The organism is Kribbella sp. NBC_00889 (genome assembly GCF_045207705.1).
GTDB lineage: Bacteria > Actinomycetota > Actinomycetes > Propionibacteriales > Kribbellaceae > Kribbella.
On record NZ_CP108783.1, the window covers coordinates 1451442 to 1469543 of the forward strand.

Consider the following 18102-nt stretch of genomic DNA (forward strand, 5'->3'; position numbering starts at 1 on the left):
CGATCTTCGGTATGAGCACGTTTCCCTGGCTGAAGGGGCATGGCACGGAGAACGACTTCGTGATCCTGCCCGACCCCGACGGTTCGGTCCACGGGGACCTGGACGCGGATCTGGTGCGGTTCCTCTGCGACCGGCACGCGGGCCTCGGGGCGGACGGCGTACTGCGCGTGATCGAAGGCAGCAAGCAGTCGTATGTCGAGGACGGCGGCGACTGGTTCATGGACTACCGCAACTCCGACGGCTCGATCGCGGAGATGTGCGGGAACGGCGTACGGGTGTTCGCGAGGTATCTGGCCGAGGCGGGACTGACCGGGGACAAGCCGGTCCGGGTCGGGACCCGCGCCGGGGTCAAAGAGGTCGTGCAGAACGACGATGGCACGCTCACCGTGGACATGGGCGAGCCCGTGCTGCCCGATCCGGCCGGCATCGTCGTGGAGGCGAACGGTCACCAGTGGCCCGCCGTGCACGTGGACATGGGCAACCCGCACGCCGTGGCATTCGTCGACGACCTGCACGAGCCGGGCAACCTCTGCGACCAGCCCACCTGGTCGCCCCAGGAAGCGTTTCCCGCCGGCGTCAACCTGGAGTTCGTCGTACGGCGGGGTCCCCGGGACGTCGAGATGCGGGTGCACGAGCGCGGAGCGGGCGAGACGCGGTCCTGCGGGACGGGCACGTGTGCCGTCGCGGTGGCGGCCGCGCGGGCCGCCCGCGAGGAGCTGCCGGTCACGTACCGCATCGGCGTACCGGGTGGTGAGGTCACCGTGACATGGCGCGCGGACAACCACCTGGAGCTGACCGGACCGGCCGTTCTGCACGCTCGCGGGGACTTCGATCGGACCTGGCTGCCTGCCTGAGCCTGGATCTGTCGAGCAACACGTCCAGCCACTGCCTCAAGCGGTCGGCCAACCCCTGAAATGGGGCTCTCGCTCTGTTGGCTGGCGGGTTATGTACTCGCTGACCGGAAACTACCCGCCAGTGATCACATAACCCGCCAGCCGCACCACCGACGACCGGGTCCAGCCTGCTGGTTTCTGACGGGTGCATTTCGACAGGACGTATGGACACGACCCGGCCGGTCCCAGGCGTGATTGCGCCCGCCGACCACCATCTCGGGCCGACACCTCCTGTCGAGATGCACAGCCCACCCACCCCGGAACAGCCGCAGCCATCCGGGCCGGACACCAGCTATGCTTCTCCCCGAGCACGCCCCCGCACCGAGCAGCGAGGCCTGAATGGTGGCCAGATCATGGCCGCTGGAGCGCTGGTGTCGGCGGATGGAGTGGCCCGTCCAGGCATTGATCAGGAATTCGGGCAGCGCGTGGGGCGTTGACTACCGTTAATCGGGTCGCTTGTACTGGTGGCCCGTGCCACGATGGAAGGTATATGACGACCCATTCGAACTTTTACGACGAGACCACCGACGTCGAACTTGACCTCATCGAGGGCGATGACTCCGGCGATTCGTTGACGGGTCACGACTCACACGACTCCGAGCTCAGTACCGAGGGCCTCGAGCTCGAAGAACGCCAGGCGCTCCGCCGCGTAGTCGGCATGTCGACCGAGCTGACCGACATCAGCGAGGTCGAGTACCGCAAACTGCTGCTCGAGCGGGTGCTGCTGGTCGGCGTCTGGACCGAGGGCAGCGCCGAGGACGCGGAGAACTCGCTGGCCGAGCTGAAGCTGCTCGCCGAGACCGCCGGTTCCGAAGTACTGGACGGTGTGATCCAGCGGCGGAAGAAGCCGGACCCGGCGACCTTCATCGGTTCCGGCAAGGTGGCCGACCTGCGCAACCTGGTCGCGTCGCTCGGCGCGGACACGGTGATCGCGGACGGCGAGCTGGCGCCCGCGCAGCTGCGCAACCTGGAGGACAAGCTCAAGGTCAAGGTGGTCGACCGGACCGCGCTGATCCTGGACATCTTCGCCCAGCACGCGAAGAGCAAGGAAGGCAAGGCCCAGGTCGAGCTGGCCCAGCTGCAGTACATGAAGCAGCGCCTGCGTGGTTGGGGTGGCAACCTGTCCCGCCAGGCCGGTGGACGCGTCGGTGCGGCCGGTGGCGGTATCGGTGGCCGTGGTCCCGGTGAGACCAAGATCGAGACCGACCGGCGCCGGATCAACACCAAGATCTCCAAGCTGCGGCGTGAGCTGAAGGGCATGAAGGGCACGCGGTCGACGATGCGCCAGGAGCGCCGCCGGCACGCGATCCCGTCGGTCGCGATCGCGGGCTACACCAACGCCGGCAAGTCCTCGCTGCTGAACAAGATCACCGGTGCCGGTGTCCTGGTCGAGAACGCCCTGTTCGCGACCCTGGACCCGACCACCCGGCGGACGACGACGTCCGACGGCCGCGTGTACACGTTCACCGACACGGTCGGGTTCGTCCGGCACCTGCCGCACGACATCGTCGAGGCGTTCCGGTCGACGCTGGAGGAGGTCGCGGACGCGGACCTGCTGCTGCACGTGGTCGACGGATCGCACGCCGACCCGTTCGCGCAGATCCAGGCGGTTCGCGAGGTGCTGAGCGAGATCGGCGCCGCGGACGTCCCGGAGATCATCGTCATCAACAAGGCCGACCTGGCCGACCCGATGGCGCTCGCCCCGATCCTGCACCGCGAGCCGCGCGCGATCGTCGTCTCGGCCCGCACCGGCGAGGGCATCGACAAGCTGAAGTCGCTGGTCGAGGCCTCGCTGCCGCAGCCGGACGTGGCGCTCGACCTGCTGCTCCCGTACGAGCGTGGTGACCTGGTCTCCCGGATCCACTCCGAGGGCTCGGTCGACCAGCTGGAGCACACCGCGGACGGCACCCGCGTCACTGCCCGGGTCCACCCGGATCTGGCCGGCGACCTGACGCCGTACCAGGTGGCAACGGCTCAGTAAGGCAGACACAGACAACGGCCCCGGGAGGATTCTCCCGGGGCCGTTGTCTTGTGCTCAGCAGGTCAGCTGCGCTTGGACACCTGGACCTTCATGGTCGTCCCGGTGCGGGACACGACCTTGATGTTGACCCCGTTGTTCGGGACCTTCACGCTGCTCGTCGGCAGGTCCGCCGACCAGTACTGCTTGCTGTCGTTGAACGTCGGTACGGCGTCCTGGCCGCGGACGTAGCTCGCCTGCCCGTTGATGTGCAGGGTGAACGAGTCCGCCTTCTCCAGACCGAACGGCGCGTCGTACGCGCTCACCCGCGGCCGCCAGACCTGACCGTCGATCCGGTTGATCGGGGTCGGGTGCGAGTCGATCGGCAGGATCAACCCGCCACCGGGGTGGGTGTTGGTGTTGTTGTCGTTGAACGAGGTGTCCCAGTACCAGACCAGCAGGCCGTCCTGGTACGGGAAGTGCTCGACCTGGTCCGGCAGGGTGTTCAGCCAGCCGAAGTTGTACGGACCGGTCTTCAGGTACTGGTCCTGGGCGACGTAGTTGATGTGCGACGCCAGATAGAAGTTGTCGTGCATGCTGGTGAAGCTCGCGCCCTGGGCGCTGAAGCCGTTCAGTGTCCAGCCGTCCGGCGAGGTCTCCGCGCCGGAGGTCAGCACCGTGGTCGTCCCGGACGTCACGTTGATCTCGTCGGCGAAGAAGCCCTTGCCGCCGGTGTTCGGGTCGGTGGTGTAGCGGAACTGCAGACCGACCGTCTTGCCCGCGTAGGCGGACAGGTCGAAGGTCGCCGGCTTCCAGCCGTTGCTCTTGCCGTCGATGCCGTTGCCCTCGGCCGCGTTGGCAATGGTGCCGGGGATCGGCTTGTAGCCGGTGCCGTCGTTCACCTCGACGTAGGCGTAGTCACACGCCGTCGTACCGCAGTCCTCGATGTCCCAGTTGGCCTGGAACGTGAGGCTGGCCGCTGCCCCGGCGGGCAGGGTGACCTGACGGTTCATCGTGTGGGTGAAGTTGTCGCCGGCGCCGCTCCACCACGACTTGGTCCCGGCCGCTGGTGGCACCAGTTCGTTGACGCGCGCCTTCTTCGGCAGCGTCACCACCAACCCCTGGGCCTTGCTCGAGTTGTATTCGTGCGGGCCGAGCTCGAGCGTCCGCTTCTGGCCGGAGTTGACGATCTCGTAGTCCAGCCAGCCCAGCTGCAGCTTGTCCCACGCGTTCAGGTCGGCCGCACGCTCGCCGAGCCCGCCGTCGGTGGCCGCGCTGACCCGGCTCTGGGCCATCAGGGTCCACCAGTTCACGCCGTTCTCGACCGCCGCACCGGAGGTGTCGTACTCGTCCGGCAGGCCGAGGTCGTGCGCGTACTCGTGCGCGAAGACGCTGACGCCGCCGTTCTCCGGCTGGATCGTGTAGTCGCCGACCCACATGCCGGTGTCGCCGATCTGGGCGCCACCGATCGGGTTGTCCGCCGGGCCGCCGGGGAAGCCGGCGTACCAGCGGTGCGACCAGATCGCGTCCTCACCCTGCTGCGGGTCGCCGTCGGCCTGGTCGCCGCCGGCGTGCACGATCTGGAAGTGGTCGATGAAGCCGTCCGGCTCGTTGAAGTTGCCGTCGCCGTCGAAGTCGTAGCGGTCCCACTGGTCGAACGTCTTCAGGTCGGCGGTGATCTGCGCCTTGGTGCGGCCGGCCGCCTCCTGGTCGGCGACCCACTGGTTCACCGCGTCCTGGATCAGGAACCAGGTGTTGTTGCAGACGTTGCCGGTGCAGGGGAAGCCGTTCGAGCGACCGTAGCGGGCCTCGTTGTACCTCACCTTGACCCAGTCGGTGACCTCACCGGAGACCGAGTAGCGGCCCGAGGACTGCGTCTCGTAGTACTTCTTCACGGAGTTGCCGTTGCCGAAGTACATGTCCTGGAAGTGCTGCTGGTTGTAGTCGGCCTGCCAGACGGTGGAGTTGTCGACCGATCGGTCCGGCTGGGGGATCGCGTTGTGCAGCGGCCCCTCGAACGTCGCCGGGCCGGGGATGCTCGGTGCCTGGTCCTTGTCCGGGTAGCTGGGGTGCCGCTCGTTGCCGAACTCGGCCAGGATCACGAAGATCCGGTCGGTCTTCTCCCGGCTCAGCTCGACGTACTGGTCGACCGTCTGCTGGGCCTTCGGGCCGGTCTGGCCCTTGGCCGCGGCCGACTTGGTGCCGACCTTCACGACCGTGCTGGCGCCGCGTTTCTCGGCCTTGGCGGTGCCGTTCAGCACCTTCGTCAGCGCTTCCTGGCGCAGTTCGCGACGCTGGTCCTCGAGCGGGCTCGACAGCTCGTCGGACGTCTGGGCCGGCTCGCTGGCGCTCGTGGCTGCAGGAGCCCCTTCAGGCGGGGCGGCGGCGCCGGACGAAGCCATGCTCAGTCCGAACGTCACCGCAAGGGCCAGGCTGAACAGCCCGGCGGGTAGCTTGCGCACGATTCCCCTCCATGCTTTGGTCGCTGCCACCGCGATGGTGACGTGGCGTGATCGAAGCTCCCCCGAGCGTGTTTTGCGCGAGAGTACGGCGAAAACCGGCAGACCTGAAGTGGATAGCGGAAAATCCGGGAAACCTGGGGGGAATCCTGCGCCATGCGTAGAACTACCTGACCAGTCCGGTACGACGCCTCAGCCGCGGCGGGCCGGTCGATTGGCAGACTGTCCCGGTGAAGTCCGACCCCGTCGACCTCCTGCAGCCGTTGTGGCGTGCCCTGGTCGCCTTCCGCGTGATCGCCTTCGGGTTCGCGTGCTTCGGCGTCTGGACCCGGTGGGACGGGATCGTCCGGCCGTCCGGGGCGGTGCTGCTACTGGCCGTCATGGGTGTCTGGACCGTCGTCTCCTCGATCGGCTACAGCCGGCGCTGGGGACGCCGCAACACCCGGCTGGCCTTCGCCGACCTGGTCATCACGGTCGGCTGCATGTACGCGACCCTGCTCGCGCAACCGCTGCTCGACATTCGCGCCGGCGCGTCCGTGCTGACCTCGGTCTGGGCGGCCGGACCGGTGCTCGCGCTGGCCATCTCCCGCGGGCGGGACGGCGGTCTGCTCGGCGCCGTGACCGTGAGCCTGGCGCTGCTGTCGCTACGCGGTGACGACCACGCGTCCAAGATCCTCGGCAACGTGCAACTCCTCCTGGTCGCCGGTCTGGTCGTCGGGTACGCCGCCTCGACCATGCGGCAGGCGGGAGCGCGCCTGCGCGAAGCGATCGCGACCGAGAGCGCCACCGCCGAGCGGCTGCGGCTCAGTCGGTCCATCCACGACGGGGTCCTGCAGGTGCTGGCCCAGGTGCAGCGCCGCGGGACGGCGATCGGCGGTGAGGCGCTGGAGCTGGCAGAGCTGGCCGCCGAGCAGGAAGTTGCCCTACGCACCCTGATGTCGTCCCGTCCGACGGTCGGCGAGGGCGACAGCCTCGACCTGTGCGGGCTGTTGCTGCCGCTGGCCACCACCCGGGTGGACGTCGTCGTACCTGCCTCGCCGGTCCTGTTGCCAGCCGCAACCGCCGCCGAACTGGTGGCCGCGGTCAACGAAGCGCTGAGCAACGTGGACAAGCACGCCGGTCCAGCTGCCCGGTCCTGGGTGGTGGTCGAGGACCTCGGCGACGAGGTGGTCGTGTCGATCCGCGACGATGGGATCGGTACTACGCCTGCCCGGCTGGAGCAGGCCCGCGTCGACGGGCACCTGGGCGTCAGCGAGTCGATCCGCGGCCGCATCGCCGATCTGGGTGGCACAGTCATGGTCCGGACCGCCCCCGGCGAGGGAACCGAGTGGGAACTGAAGGTGGCTACATGACACGCGTGATGATCGTCGACGACCATCCGATGTGGCGCGAGGGCGTGGCGCGCGATCTGGGCAGCCGTGGGTACGACGTCTGCGCGACAGCCTCGGACGTGGCTGGTGCGGTGAAGATCGCGCTGGCGACCCGGCCGGACGTGGTGGTGATGGATCTGCAGCTCGGCGACGGGTCCGGCGTCGACGCGACCCGGGAGATCACCGCGGCGCTGCCGGACACGCGGGTGCTGGTGCTGTCGGCCAGCGCCGAGCAGAGCGACGTACTGGACGCGGTGAAGAACGGCGCCTCCGGCTATCTGGTGAAGTCGGCGTCGTTGGACGAGTTCGACGACGCAGTGCGGCGTACTGCGGAAGGCGACGCGGTGTTCAGCGCCGGACTGGCCGGACTGTTGCTGGGGGAGTACCGACGGCTCGGCGCGGGGCCGGAGGTGCCGCATCTGACCGAACGGGAGACAGAGGTGCTCCGCCTGGTTGCCCGCGGGCTGACCGCACGCCAGATCGCGACCCGGCTCGTGCTGTCGCACCGGACGGTTGAGAACCACGTGCAGAACACGCTGCGGAAGCTGCAACTGCACAACCGGGCCGAACTGGTCCGCTACGCGATCGAACACGGGATCGACGCACCCGAATAGTTCGGAGCCGGATGGACTTTTGCGCCAGCTCCATAGACTGAGGCCTCCTCGCCGAGAGCCTCCGGAGGCTGTTGTGAACCGGTCGTCCCTCGTCCGCGCGCTGCTGGCGTTCTTCGTGCTGGCAGCCTCGACGTACGTCGTGCTGACGGCCAAGCCGCAGCTCGGCCTCGACCTGCGTGGCGGAACGCAGATCGTGCTGGAGGCGAAGGACTCGCCGACGGTCAAGGCGGACAAGAACACCACGGACAAGGCCACCCAGGTGCTGCACCGGCGGATCGACGCGCTCGGCGTCAGCGAGCCGAACGTGACGCGCCAGGGCGAGAACCGGATCATCGTCGAACTGCCCGGCGTCCAGGATCCGCGCGAGGCCGCGCAGGTGATCGGCAAGACCGCGCAGCTCACCTTCCACGAGGTGCTCGACCAGGTCGCGACGAAGCCGGCCAAACCGGCCGCGGGCGAGCTCTACCTGCCCAGCGACACCGGTCAGGGCTTCCTCCGGCTGGCCAAGCCCGCGATGACAGGCGAGATGGTCAGCGGCGCGGAGGGCCGGCTCGACCCGCAGCAGGCCGCCATGGGCTGGTTCGTCGAGATGAACTTCAAGGGTGACGGCGGCAAGACCTGGGCCGCGATCACCGGCAAGGCCGCCTGCCAGCCGCTGAACACGCCGCAGCGGCTGATCGCGATCGTGCTCGACAACGAGATCATCAGCGCGCCGCAGGTCGACCCGAACGGCGGCAACCAGCTGTGCAACGTCGGCATCGGCGGCGGTACGACGACGATCTCCGGCTCCTTCAACGAGGAGCAGGCCAAGGACCTGGCCGCGCTGATCTCCGGCGGCGCGCTGCCGGTTCCGGTCGAGGTCATCGACCAGCGCACCGTCGGCCCGTCGCTCGGACAGGACGCAATCCAGGCGAGCGCGCTGGCCGCCATCATCGGCCTGGCGCTCACGGCGCTCTTTATCGTGATCGTCTACCGCCTGGTCGGCCTGATGGCGGTCCTCGGCCTGATCGGGTACGCCGGGATGTCGTACGCGGCGCTGACCGTGCTCGGGGCGACGCTCACGCTGCCCGGCCTGGCCGGCTTCGTGCTGGCCATCGGTATGGCGGTCGATGCGAACGTTCTGGTGTTCGAACGGGCGCGTGAGGACTACATCGCGGGGCGGACGGACGGGCTGCGTCGCTCGCTGCGGAGTGGTTTCCGGAACGCGCTGTCTGCGATCGCGGACTCGAACATCACGACCTTGCTGGCTGCCGGGCTGTTGTTCTTCCTGGCTGCCGGGCCGGTCCGTGGGTTCGGTGTCACGCTGAGCATCGGTGTGATCGCCTCGGTGTTGTCCGCGCTGGTCGTGACACGCGTGCTGGCCGAATTCGTGGTGTCGCGGGGCTTCGTGGTGCGGCGCCCGCAGCTGAGTGGGATCGCCGGACACGGACGGGTTCGGACCTGGCTGGAGGCGCGGCGCCCGTCGTTGATGAAGCACAGCCGCCGCTGGCTGCTGATCACGGCTGTCGCCATCATCGTGAGTCTTGCGGGGGTCGCCGTACGCGGGCTGAATCTCGGCATCGAGTTCACTGGTGGCCGGCTGCTCGAGGTGAGCACGGCGCAGCGGATCACACCGGACCAGGCGCGGGCCGCGGTCGCCGAGGCCGGGTACCCGAACGCGGTGGTGCAGGCGTCCGGCGCCGACGACATCACCGTGCGGACCGGGACGATCAGCGACGACGAGGCGGAGAAGATCCGCGAGTCGATCTCCGAGATCGGTGGCGGCACGGAGTTGGTGCGCAACGAGAGCATCGGGCCGTCGTTGGGTGAGGAACTGCGGAACAAGGGCCTGATCGCGCTCGGGATCGCGCTGCTGGCGCAGTTGATCTATCTGGCTGCGCGGTTCCGATGGACATTCGGGGCCGGCGCGGTGCTGGCGTTGCTGCAGAACGTGGCGGTCGTGGTCGGTGTGTTCGCGTGGACAGGCAAACCGGTGGACGGGATCTTCCTGGCCGCGATCCTCACGATCATCGGCTACACGGTGAACGACTCGGTGGTCGTCTTCGACCGCATCCGTGAGACTCGCAACGCCCGCTCCACCGAGAACCTGGGCCCGGTCATCGACACCGCCATCGTCAACGTCCTGCCCCGCACCATCAACACCGGCATCTCGACCCTCTTCATCCTCAGCGCCCTCCTCTTCCTGGGTGGCGACTCCCTGGCCGACTTCGCCCTGGCACTACTCCTGGGCATCCTCGTCGGCACCTACTCGTCCAACCTCACCGCGGCCCCCTTGCTGCTCGAGCTGGAACGCCGCTACCCAGCCCCACCCCCACGCCCCAAACGCCCCCAGGTAGACCGAGACGCCCAACCCGACCGCGGCGCCGTCGTCTAGCAGTCTGGCGTTATCCACACCCGCGGCGTCCGAACGGAAATCTGTCCGTCGGGCGGGCTAGGGTGTGGCGGTGGGTGTTGATGTGCGGGAACTGCTCGAGGCTGCTGTGTCGGGGATCAACGGGCAGACCAGGCCCGGTCAGGTGGAGATGGCGCAGGCCGTCGACACCTCGATGCACGACGGTTCGCACCTCCTGGTGCAAGCCGGCACCGGCACCGGCAAGTCGCTCGGCTATCTCGTCCCAGCACTCCTGCACGCGATCGAGGATCGCCGCGTCGTCGTGTCCACCGCGACCCTCGCGCTCCAGTCGCAGCTCGTCGACCGCGACGTCCCCGCACTCCTCGACGCGACCGAGAAGCTCCTCCCGCGCAGACCGTCGTACGCGATCCAGAAGGGCCGCAACAACTACGCCTGCCTGCACCGGATCCGCGAGGGCGCGCCGGACGACGACGGCATGCTCATCGACGTCCCGCCGCCCGGCCAGATCGGGCAGCAGGTGCTCGAGCTGCGCGACTGGGCCGAGCAGCAACTGCTCGACGGCAAGGCCGGCGACCGCGACCACGCACCCTCACACCAGTACCAAGCCTGGCAGCAGGTCGCCATCGCCGCTCGCGAGTGCCTCGGCGCGCAGAAATGCCCGTACGGCGAGGAGTGCTTCGCGGAGAAGGCGAAGGACCAGGCCCGCAAGGCCGACATCGTGATCACGAACCACGCCCTGCTCTCGATCGACGCGTTCGAGAACCGCACCGTGCTGCCCGAGCACGACGTGATCATCGTCGACGAGGCGCACGAGCTGCCCGCCCGCGTCACCGGCGCGGCCGGCGACGAGCTCTCCCCGCAGATGGTCGAGCGCGCCGCCAAACGATCCCGCCGCTTCGTCGACGACGACAAGGCCGACGACCTGATCGATGCCTCCGACGCTCTCCGTGCCGCCCTCGACGGCACTCGCGAGGGCCGTATCGAGCCGTCGAACGCCGCGGTGCTGGAGGCCGCCGCGCTGGTCCGCGACGCCGCCCGCTCGCTGTACTCCGACCTGAACAAGAAGTCCGACGACAAGGACGACGACCCCGACGGCGCGAAGCGGCAGTCGAAGGGCGCGGTGAAGGAGATCTTCGACGTCTCCGAGCGCGTCGCCGCGCTCAGCGACGCCGACGTGGTCTGGATGACCGACCGCGACCGCTTCGGCCGCGAGCTCCGGATCGCGCCGCTCACCGTCGCCGGCCTGCTCCGCGAGCTGGTGCTCAAGGACCGGACCGCCGTACTCACCTCCGCGACCCTCGCCCTCGGCGGCGACTTCGACGCGATCGCCCGCCAGGTCGGCCTTCGCCCGGCGGACAAACTCGATGACGACGACGAGATGCCGGAGCTCGACGAGAATTCCGAGACCGGCCCGCTGCCCTGGCGCGGCCTCGACGTCGGCTCCCCGTTCGAGTACGAGAAGCAGGCGATCCTGTACGTCGCCAAGCACCTGCCGCCTCCGCATCGCGACGGACTGGGGCAGAAGCAGTTCGACGAGATCATCGACCTGATCACGGCCGCCGGTGGCCGGACCCTCGGCCTGTTCTCCTCGCGCCGCGCGGCCGAGGCGGCGACGGCCGCGGTCCGCGAGGCGACCGACCTGAAGGTGCTCTGCCAGGGTGACGCCCAGTTGGGCGAGTTGGCGCGCGAGTTCGTCGACGATCCGGAGACGTCCCTGTTCGGCACGCTGTCGCTGTGGCAGGGCATCGACGTACCGGGCTCGACCTGCAACCTGGTGATCATCGACCGGGTGCCGTTCCCGCGACCGGACGAGCCACTGATGGCGGCCCGCCAGCGCGCCGTGGACGAAGCGGGCGGCAACGGCTTCATGGCCGTCGCCGCGACGCACGCCGCACTGCTGCTCGCGCAGGGGACGGGCCGGCTGATTCGCCGCAGCAGCGACCGCGGCGTGGTCGCCATCCTCGACCCCCGCATCATCACCCAGCGGTACGGCGCGTACCTGCGCGCCTCCTTGCCTCCGATGTGGCCGACCGCCGATCGTGAGAAGGTGCTCGGCGCCCTGAAGCGGTTGCAGTCGACATGAGCCCCGCGACCAGTCCTCCGGTGCTGCCGATGATGGCCTCCCTGGGGGAGATGCCGTCCGGTGCCGGCTGGTCGTACGAGCTGAAATGGGACGGCATCCGCGTCATCGCCGAGGTGGACGACGGCGTCTGCCGGCTCTGGTCGCGCAACAGCCGCGACGTCTCCGCCGGCTATCCCGAGCTGATCGGTCTCGCCGACGCCCGGGGCCTGCGACTCCCCGCCGTACTCGATGGTGAGATCGTCACCCTGGACGAGAACGGCGCACCGTCGTTCGGTCTGCTGCAACGGCGGATGCACGTGCGGGACCCGCGCCAACTGCGGCACCTGATCACCCAGGTGCCCGTCTCGGTGCGGCTGTTCGACGTCCTCCGCCTCGACGGCAAGTGGTTGCTGGAGGCAACGTACGACGATCGCCGCGGGCTGCTGGACTCGCTCGACATCGGCGACCCGTTCTGGGAGACACCGCCGGCGTTCGACGACGGGGGCGCGGCGCTTGACGTGGCGATGTCGACCGGGCTCGAAGGCGTGGTGGCCAAGCGCCGGAAGTCGCGCTACCTGTCCGGCCGGCGCAGCTCGGACTGGATCAAGATCAAGCCGGTCCTGACCCGCGACGTCATCCTCTGCGGCTGGCACCCGGGCGAAGGCAACCGCGAGGGCAAGATCGGCTCGTTCTACTGCGGCGCCTACTCCGAGCCGGGCGGTGACCTGGTCCTGATCGGGAAGGTCGGCTCGGGCCTCGACTTCGCCACGCTCGACATGTTCAGCGCGGAGCTGGCCGGCCTCGAGATCGGCGATCCGCCGTTCGACCCCTCGACGATCCCCACCCACGACCGCCGCATCGCGCACTGGCTGGACCCGGTCCTGGTCGCGGAGGTGACCTACTCCGGGTGGGCCGCGGACTCTCGCCTGCGTCATCCGGTCTGGCGCGGTCTGCGGCTGGACATCAACGCCGACGCGGTTCTCGTCGACCGCTGAATTGCGCCGGGCCGGTCGCCGACGACATTGTCCGGAATTCGGAGAGATGTGCGTTGCGCTGAGACGGTCGATGTTCAGGTGTCTCATTCAGCAACGACATTCCGGCAACGGCGGAAGGAACTCCTGTGCTCTTCACGTCAACGACTGTTGCCTGCGGCGACGATTCCCCCGGGAACCGCGCCGGATGGTTCAGTCGTTCGATTCCCGGGACGGCGCGGGAATCGCCAGGGCCGCCTCGATCTTGTCGGCGAGTTTGTCCGGTGCGTGAGTCGGGGCGTAGCGGGCGATCACGCCGCCGTCACGGCCGATCAGGAACTTGGTGAAGTTCCACTTGATCCGCCCGCCGAGCAGGCCGCCCTGCTCACGCTTCAACCAGTTGAACAGCGGAAGCGTCTTCGACCCGTTCACATCGATCTTGGCGAACATGGGGAACGTGACGTGATAGATCGTCGAACAGAAGTTCGCGATCTCATTCTCGTCACCAGGCTCCTGGTGGCCGAACTGGTCGCAGGGGAAACCCAGCACCGAGAAGCCTTGTCTACGGTAAGCCTTGTAGAGCTTCTGCAACCCCGTGTACTGCGGAGTCTGGGCACACTGCGACGCCGTGTTCACCACCAGGAGCACCTGGTCGCGGAAATCGGCAAGAGACTGTTCATTGCCTTCGATCCGCCGCGCGCTGAAGTCATAGACAGTCGTCATGGTTCAATGCTGACACGACACGCCCGACTTCGCTCGCCGTCTGAGATGTCAGACACGGCGCAGAACTGTTACGACCTTTCCGAGAATGATGGCATCCTTGCCGTCGATCGGCTCGAAGGCCGGGTTGTGTGGTAGCAGCAGGATCTCGGTCTTGGTCTTCTTGAACGTCTTGACCGTCGCCTCGCCGTCGATCATCGCGGCCACGATGTCGCCGTTCTCCGCGTTCGGCTGCTGCCGGACCACGACCCAGTCGCCGTCGCAGATCGCCGCGTCGATCATCGACTCACCTTTGACCCGCAGCATGAACAGCGTGCCCTCGCCGACCATTGCCTTCGGCAACGGGAAGATCTCCTCGATCTCCTGCTCGGCCAGGATCGGGCCACCGGCGGCGATCCGCCCGACGACCGGCACGTACGCCGCGTCCGGATGCGCGTCGCCGGCCCCGGTCTCGTCGTACGACGTCTGCCGCACCGAGCCGAGCGCCGACCGGCGGGCCGCGGCGTCGACCTCGGCGGGGTAGCGGACCTCGATGGCCCGCGGGCGGTTCGGGTCGCGGCGGAGCATGCCCTTCTGCTCCAGCACGCGAAGCTGGTGCGACACCGACGAGGAACTGGTCAGGCCGACCCGCTCACCGATCTCGCGCATCGAGGGCGGGTATCCACGGCTGTCGACCGAGTCGCGGATGACGTCCAGAACGCGACGCTGGCGCGGCGTCAGGCCGGTGGCGTCGGCGGGGCCGTCCGGCAACTCGGTCACGGTCCGGTCCGCGACCTCGTCCGCACCGCTGCGCTCGCCTTTACTGGAACCGCTCGGCGTCCTGGCCATCGGTCGTTGCTCCTCGGGTCGGGCCGCCGCTCGCGCACCGGCCAAGCTTGCTCGACTGACACTGACCGTAGACCGAATCCTGAGATTCTTCAAACATCTGTTCGAAGGCGTGTCGGTTCGTACGTTTGTTCGTGTGTCGGGTTATAAGGCGCCGGCGGCGCGGGGAATTTCCCGGGCGTGTCGTGGTTGGAAGTGGTTGCGCGACGGGTGCCTGTCGGTTAATCATTCGTACAGGCGTTCGATCGAACAGGTGTTCGGGCCGGTCGAGCGGGCAGCTTTCAGAAACTGTCGGAGGCGGCCGGTAGACAGGGATCGACACCGCAGGACGTGGACTGACCGAGGTCTGGAGGATCCGATGAGCACAGCGGCTCTCGCGGCCGACGCACTGGCAGGACGCCAGGCGCCCGAGGTTGCGCCGTCTCCGAACAGTGTGCCCCGCCGCCGCCCGACGATCGCCGGTACGACGACCGAGCCACTCCCGGTCCGTGCCTGCTCCGGCGAGGTTCTCGGCCGTCACACGACCGAGCCGACCCTCGTCCGGCGGCACGCAGACCCCGCCCGCGTCCGCCGTACTGCGGAGGCCGAGGCGCCGGCGCTGCGGCTGACCCGGCGCGGCCGGATGGTGATGACGGCTTTGTCCGTGCTGGTCTTCGGCTCGGCAATCGTCGTGCTCGGCCTGCGGATCAGCGGTGTACTCGAGCCCGGCCCCGACTTCACCCACACGGTCCCGGTTCAGGTGGCGCCCGGTCAGACCTTGTGGTCGATCGCCCAGGACACCAACCCGGCGCAGGACCCGGCGACCGTCGTCGAGAAGATCGCCGACCTCAACAAACTGTCCGGCCCGGCCGACCTCGTGCCCGGTCAGACTCTGCAGATCCCGATCGCTCGCTGACCGGTGATCATTCGTTCTTGATGGCGTAGCCCATGTAGGAGACGCCGGTGGACTTCACCTCGCCGATGTCCATCAGTTCACTGAGCCGGCCGAAGGTGATGCGACCACGGCGGGCTTGCAGGTAGCTCCGCAGTACGACGAGTTTGTTCGCGCGAGGTCCGAGGCCGGTGATCTCGCCCCGGCGCAGCCCGTGCCGGCGCAGGGTTCCTTCGAGCTCCGTCGGCGTGATGAACAGGTTCCACGAGTGCAACTCGGTGTCGATGGCCCTCGTCAGCCGCCAGTCCTGCGCCACCTTGATCACCAGGATCTTTGACGCGAACGTCCGGTTGATCGTGTCGAACAAGTAGATCCCGCCCGGTTTCAGCACGCGCGCGGTCTCCCCGATCACCCGATCCAGGTCCGACACATGCTCGAGTACGTCGCAGCAACAGGCGAGCTCAACGCTCTCGGCGTCGAGGGGTAGCCGCTCGCCGGATGCGACGGCATAGCCGACGGTGAGACCCGACGAACCGGCATGCTCCCGCGCGGTCCTGACCGAGACCTCCGACGGGTCGATGCCGGCGACCTGGCATCCGAGCCGGGCGAACTCTTCGGCCATGAATCCGCCCCCGCACCCGATGTCGACGGCCCGCAAGCCGGCCGGGTCGAGGCCGCGGCGTGCGAGAACGCGGCGGAAGTAGGCGAACCGGCCAGGCGTGAAACTCCCGTTCAGCATGTTCAGCGGATTGGCCTCGTCCCACCAACCGCCGCCGATCCGGTTGTAGATCTGGTTGTCGATCCCCACCGCAACCTCCTAAGAGGCTGTCGCGCGCCAGTCCTCCTCGAGGAGAGCGTAGACGTACTCGTTCGCCCACTCGCCTTTGAACTGCAGGGCGTGGAGGTGGTGAGCCTCGCGACGCATCCCCAGGCGCTCCAGCAACTGGGCGGACGGCGTGTTGCGATCGTCCAGGATCGCAACGATCCGGTGCAGCCCCAGGTCCTCGAAGCCGACCCGCAGAACCTCGCGCGCAGCCTCCGCGGCCAGGCCCTTGCCCTGATAGTCGGTGTGCAGCGCGAAGCCGATCTCGCCCTGCCGATCTGTCTGGCTCGCCCACTTCAGCAGGACTTCGCCGATCACCGTCCCGGTCTCGCGAAGCTCGATCGCGAGCACCAGCCACTGACCCGGTTCGGTCAGCTCGCCCTGCGACAGCTTGGCCTCGAGCGCGACCCGCGTCTGCTCCCGGTCCCGTACCGGCCACGGTGTGTACCGCACCACCTCGAGTCGCGAGTGGAACGCGTACAGGTCGTCCAGGTCGTCCATCCGGTGCGGCCGCAGGTCGAGTCGCTCGGTGCGCAGCGGATAGTCGGGGTGCAGTCCAGGCACGATGCCGTCCTCGGATAGGCTGTCTAATGTCGTTAGACAGCAACCTAACCGCCCGGGACCCGACCCGACAACGAGGTTTTCGTGACCAGACGCGACCCGTCCTCCCATGCGGCCGCAGGGATCTCCGTCACCGCGATCGCCGACGCCGCCCTGGCGGTCATCCGTGGCGACGGCGTCGACGGACTGACCATGCGATCCGTCGCCGAGCGCCTGAACGTCCGCGCACCGTCGCTCTACCACCACGTCCACAACAAGGACGAACTCCTCGATCTGGTTGCCCGGAACGCGTTCGATCAGTTCACCGGCGACAACGCGGCGTACCAGGGGGTGCGCAGTGTCGACGAGTGGATTGCGGTCACCAAGGCCGGGGCGCTGGAGTTGCGGGCGTTCTACGCCGACCATCCTGGCCTGGCCGGCTTGATCCAGGCCAAGGCGACCCCGGACCGGGATCGGGGCGAGGGATCACGAGCTGAGCTGGTCCGCGCGCAGATCGATTCCCTCGTGGACCTCGGCGTACCCGAATCGCAGGCGCGTCATCTCTTCGAGGTCAGCGCCCGTTGGACTCTCGCCGCCGTGGTCGCCGAGTCCAGCGGTACCGCCGACCTCTTCGGCGACGGCCTCGAGCTGTTCATGGACGGACTGCGCGCCCGTCTGCAGGAGCTGGCTACTTGACCGTGCTCAACCAGAGTTCGGCGTACCGCGCGGCGTCCACCGCGGTCGCCACCTGTACGACGGTCGACGACGGCCCATGGGGATCGCTGCTGAGGTCGGCCGCCCAGTCGCGGGTGTCGACGATCGTCCGCCCGCGCGACCAAGTCCCGGACAGCTCTACCCGCAGTGGGAAGCGCTGCGTCGTCAGCCCGTCCGGATCGATCACCGCACACACCGCGCCACCGTCGCCGATGCTGGCACCGTCCGACTTGTACAGCTCGCTCCGCTTCTCGATCAGCCGCCGAGCCAGGTCCGCCGACGGCGATCCACCCAGCCCTCGCGCCTGCTCCATCGTGATCACCACGTCGTAGAACACATCCAGGCCGTACATCGTCACCGGTACGCGGAGCTCGCCGGCCGCGGTGAGGACGACCGCAGCCGCCTCTGGATCCGTCCAGATGTTGAACTCCGCCGAGGCGGTGGCGTTCCCGATCCCGGCCGCGCCGCCCATGAACACGATCTCGCGGAGTCCGGCCGCCGCCTCGGGGTACGTCCGGAGCAGAAGCGCGATGTTCGTCATCGGTGCCAACGGGATCAGCGTCACGAGCTCTCCGGTCGCCGCGGCGTCACGCAGTACATCCCGCAGCAACTCGACCGCGTGCCGAGCGTCCGTCGTACGAGTCGACCGCGGCCAGTCCAGGTCGCCCAGCCCGTCGCTGCCATGGACGTGGGGCGCAGCGCGAACCGGCTGAAGCAACGGCACCGCTGCTCCCCGGGCCACAGGCACGTCAGTCCGCCCGGCAGCCTCCAGCACTGTCAGCGTGTTGATCACCACGTCGTCCAGCCCGACGTTCCCACCAACACAGGTCACCGCTTTCAGGTCGACCTCAGGATGCCGCGCGGCCAGCAGCAGCGCACACGCATCATCCAACCCCGTATCAACATCAAGAATCACCGGCCTCATACGGC

At 68.3% G+C, this 18102-nt stretch carries 15 protein-coding genes; 9 read left to right on the top strand and 6 right to left on the bottom strand.

Annotation, left to right across the window (positions count from 1 at the left end):
• Positions 1 to 11 precede the first annotated feature (11 nt).
• Together dapF and hflX are read left to right on the top strand one after the other, a co-directional pair.
• A complete protein-coding gene (gene dapF / locus OG817_RS07130) occupies positions 12 to 854 on the top strand; it encodes a diaminopimelate epimerase (protein WP_406052913.1) in 843 nt (280 codons plus the stop codon).
• A gap of 529 nt (positions 855 to 1383) precedes the next feature.
• Positions 1384 to 2874 (top strand): GTPase HflX, encoded by a 1491-nt coding sequence (hflX, locus tag OG817_RS07135; RefSeq protein ID WP_396394135.1) that lies wholly within the window; start codon positions 1384 to 1386, stop codon positions 2872 to 2874.
• A 62-nt stretch (positions 2875 to 2936) separates the two neighbouring features.
• Here hflX and OG817_RS07140 read toward each other — a convergent pair whose 3' ends face one another.
• Positions 2937 to 5312, bottom strand: a complete 2376-nt coding sequence (locus tag OG817_RS07140; RefSeq protein WP_406052914.1) for an immune inhibitor A domain-containing protein — start codon at positions 5310 to 5312, stop codon at positions 2937 to 2939.
• 227 nt (positions 5313 to 5539) lie between these two features.
• Here OG817_RS07140 and macS point away from each other — a divergent pair, with 227 nt between their 5' ends.
• From macS to ligD, 5 genes are all read left to right on the top strand, one after another.
• Positions 5540 to 6661, top strand: coding sequence for a MacS family sensor histidine kinase (gene macS / locus OG817_RS07145; protein ID WP_406052915.1), 1122 nt, complete (start codon positions 5540 to 5542; stop codon positions 6659 to 6661).
• Positions 6658 to 7293: a response regulator transcription factor gene (locus OG817_RS07150; protein WP_360452126.1), complete on the top strand. Its 636-nt coding sequence runs from the start codon at positions 6658 to 6660 to the stop codon at positions 7291 to 7293. The genes macS and OG817_RS07150 overlap by 4 nt, the downstream gene beginning before the upstream one ends.
• 73 nt (positions 7294 to 7366) lie before the next feature.
• Positions 7367 to 9667: a protein translocase subunit SecD gene (secD, locus tag OG817_RS07155; protein ID WP_406052916.1), complete on the top strand. Its 2301-nt coding sequence runs from the start codon at positions 7367 to 7369 to the stop codon at positions 9665 to 9667.
• A 64-nt stretch (positions 9668 to 9731) separates the two neighbouring features.
• Positions 9732 to 11729 (top strand): ATP-dependent DNA helicase, encoded by a 1998-nt coding sequence (locus tag OG817_RS07160; RefSeq protein ID WP_406052917.1) that lies wholly within the window; start codon positions 9732 to 9734, stop codon positions 11727 to 11729.
• Positions 11726 to 12703, top strand: a complete 978-nt coding sequence (ligD, locus tag OG817_RS07165; protein ID WP_406052918.1) for a non-homologous end-joining DNA ligase — start codon at positions 11726 to 11728, stop codon at positions 12701 to 12703. Before OG817_RS07160 ends, ligD begins: the two co-directional genes overlap by 4 nt.
• Before the next feature lie 189 nt (positions 12704 to 12892).
• Here ligD and OG817_RS07170 read toward each other — a convergent pair whose 3' ends face one another.
• Both OG817_RS07170 and lexA read right to left on the bottom strand, forming a co-directional pair.
• Positions 12893 to 13402, bottom strand: a complete 510-nt coding sequence (locus OG817_RS07170) for a glutathione peroxidase (RefSeq protein ID WP_131354846.1) — start codon at positions 13400 to 13402, stop codon at positions 12893 to 12895.
• Positions 13403 to 13450: 48 nt separating this feature from the next.
• On the bottom strand, positions 13451 to 14227 hold the full coding sequence (gene lexA, locus OG817_RS07175; protein ID WP_406052919.1) for a transcriptional repressor LexA: 777 nt from the start codon (positions 14225 to 14227) through the stop codon (positions 13451 to 13453).
• 355 nt (positions 14228 to 14582) lie between these two features.
• Here lexA and OG817_RS07180 point away from each other — a divergent pair, with 355 nt between their 5' ends.
• Positions 14583 to 15119, top strand: coding sequence for a LysM peptidoglycan-binding domain-containing protein (locus tag OG817_RS07180; RefSeq protein WP_406052920.1), 537 nt, complete (start codon positions 14583 to 14585; stop codon positions 15117 to 15119).
• Positions 15120 to 15126: 7 nt separating this feature from the next.
• Here OG817_RS07180 and ubiG read toward each other — a convergent pair whose 3' ends face one another.
• On the bottom strand, positions 15127 to 15903 hold the full coding sequence (ubiG, locus tag OG817_RS07185) for a bifunctional 2-polyprenyl-6-hydroxyphenol methylase/3-demethylubiquinol 3-O-methyltransferase UbiG (RefSeq protein WP_406052921.1): 777 nt from the start codon (positions 15901 to 15903) through the stop codon (positions 15127 to 15129).
• A gap of 9 nt (positions 15904 to 15912) precedes the next feature.
• Positions 15913 to 16482, bottom strand: coding sequence for a GNAT family N-acetyltransferase (locus tag OG817_RS07190; RefSeq protein ID WP_406052922.1), 570 nt, complete (start codon positions 16480 to 16482; stop codon positions 15913 to 15915).
• Between the two features lie 81 nt (positions 16483 to 16563).
• On the opposite strand from OG817_RS07190, the gene OG817_RS07195 reads away from it, so the two are divergent.
• Positions 16564 to 17154, top strand: coding sequence for a TetR/AcrR family transcriptional regulator (locus OG817_RS07195; RefSeq protein WP_406052924.1), 591 nt, complete (start codon positions 16564 to 16566; stop codon positions 17152 to 17154).
• Here OG817_RS07195 and OG817_RS07200 read toward each other — a convergent pair.
• Positions 17147 to 18097 (bottom strand): nucleoside hydrolase, encoded by a 951-nt coding sequence (locus OG817_RS07200; RefSeq protein ID WP_406052926.1) that lies wholly within the window; start codon positions 18095 to 18097, stop codon positions 17147 to 17149. The genes OG817_RS07195 and OG817_RS07200 overlap by 8 nt on opposite strands.
• Positions 18098 to 18102 lie beyond the last annotated feature (5 nt).

Excerpts from the sequence above, each read along its gene's own strand:
- dapF (WP_406052913.1), top strand. The coding sequence starts at position 12 with ATGAGCACGTTTCCCTGGCTGAAGGGGCATGGCACGGAGAACGACTTC.
- hflX (WP_396394135.1), top strand. The coding sequence starts at position 1,384 with ATGACGACCCATTCGAACTTTTACGACGAGACCACCGACGTCGAACTT.
- OG817_RS07150 (WP_360452126.1), top strand. The coding sequence starts at position 6,658 with ATGACACGCGTGATGATCGTCGACGACCATCCGATGTGGCGCGAGGGC.
- ligD (WP_406052918.1), top strand. The coding sequence starts at position 11,726 with ATGAGCCCCGCGACCAGTCCTCCGGTGCTGCCGATGATGGCCTCCCTG.
- OG817_RS07170 (WP_131354846.1), bottom strand. The coding sequence starts at position 13,402 with ATGACGACTGTCTATGACTTCAGCGCGCGGCGGATCGAAGGCAATGAA.
- lexA (WP_406052919.1), bottom strand. The coding sequence starts at position 14,227 with ATGGCCAGGACGCCGAGCGGTTCCAGTAAAGGCGAGCGCAGCGGTGCG.
- OG817_RS07180 (WP_406052920.1), top strand. The coding sequence starts at position 14,583 with ATGAGCACAGCGGCTCTCGCGGCCGACGCACTGGCAGGACGCCAGGCG.
- OG817_RS07200 (WP_406052926.1), bottom strand. The coding sequence starts at position 18,097 with ATGAGGCCGGTGATTCTTGATGTTGATACGGGGTTGGATGATGCGTGT.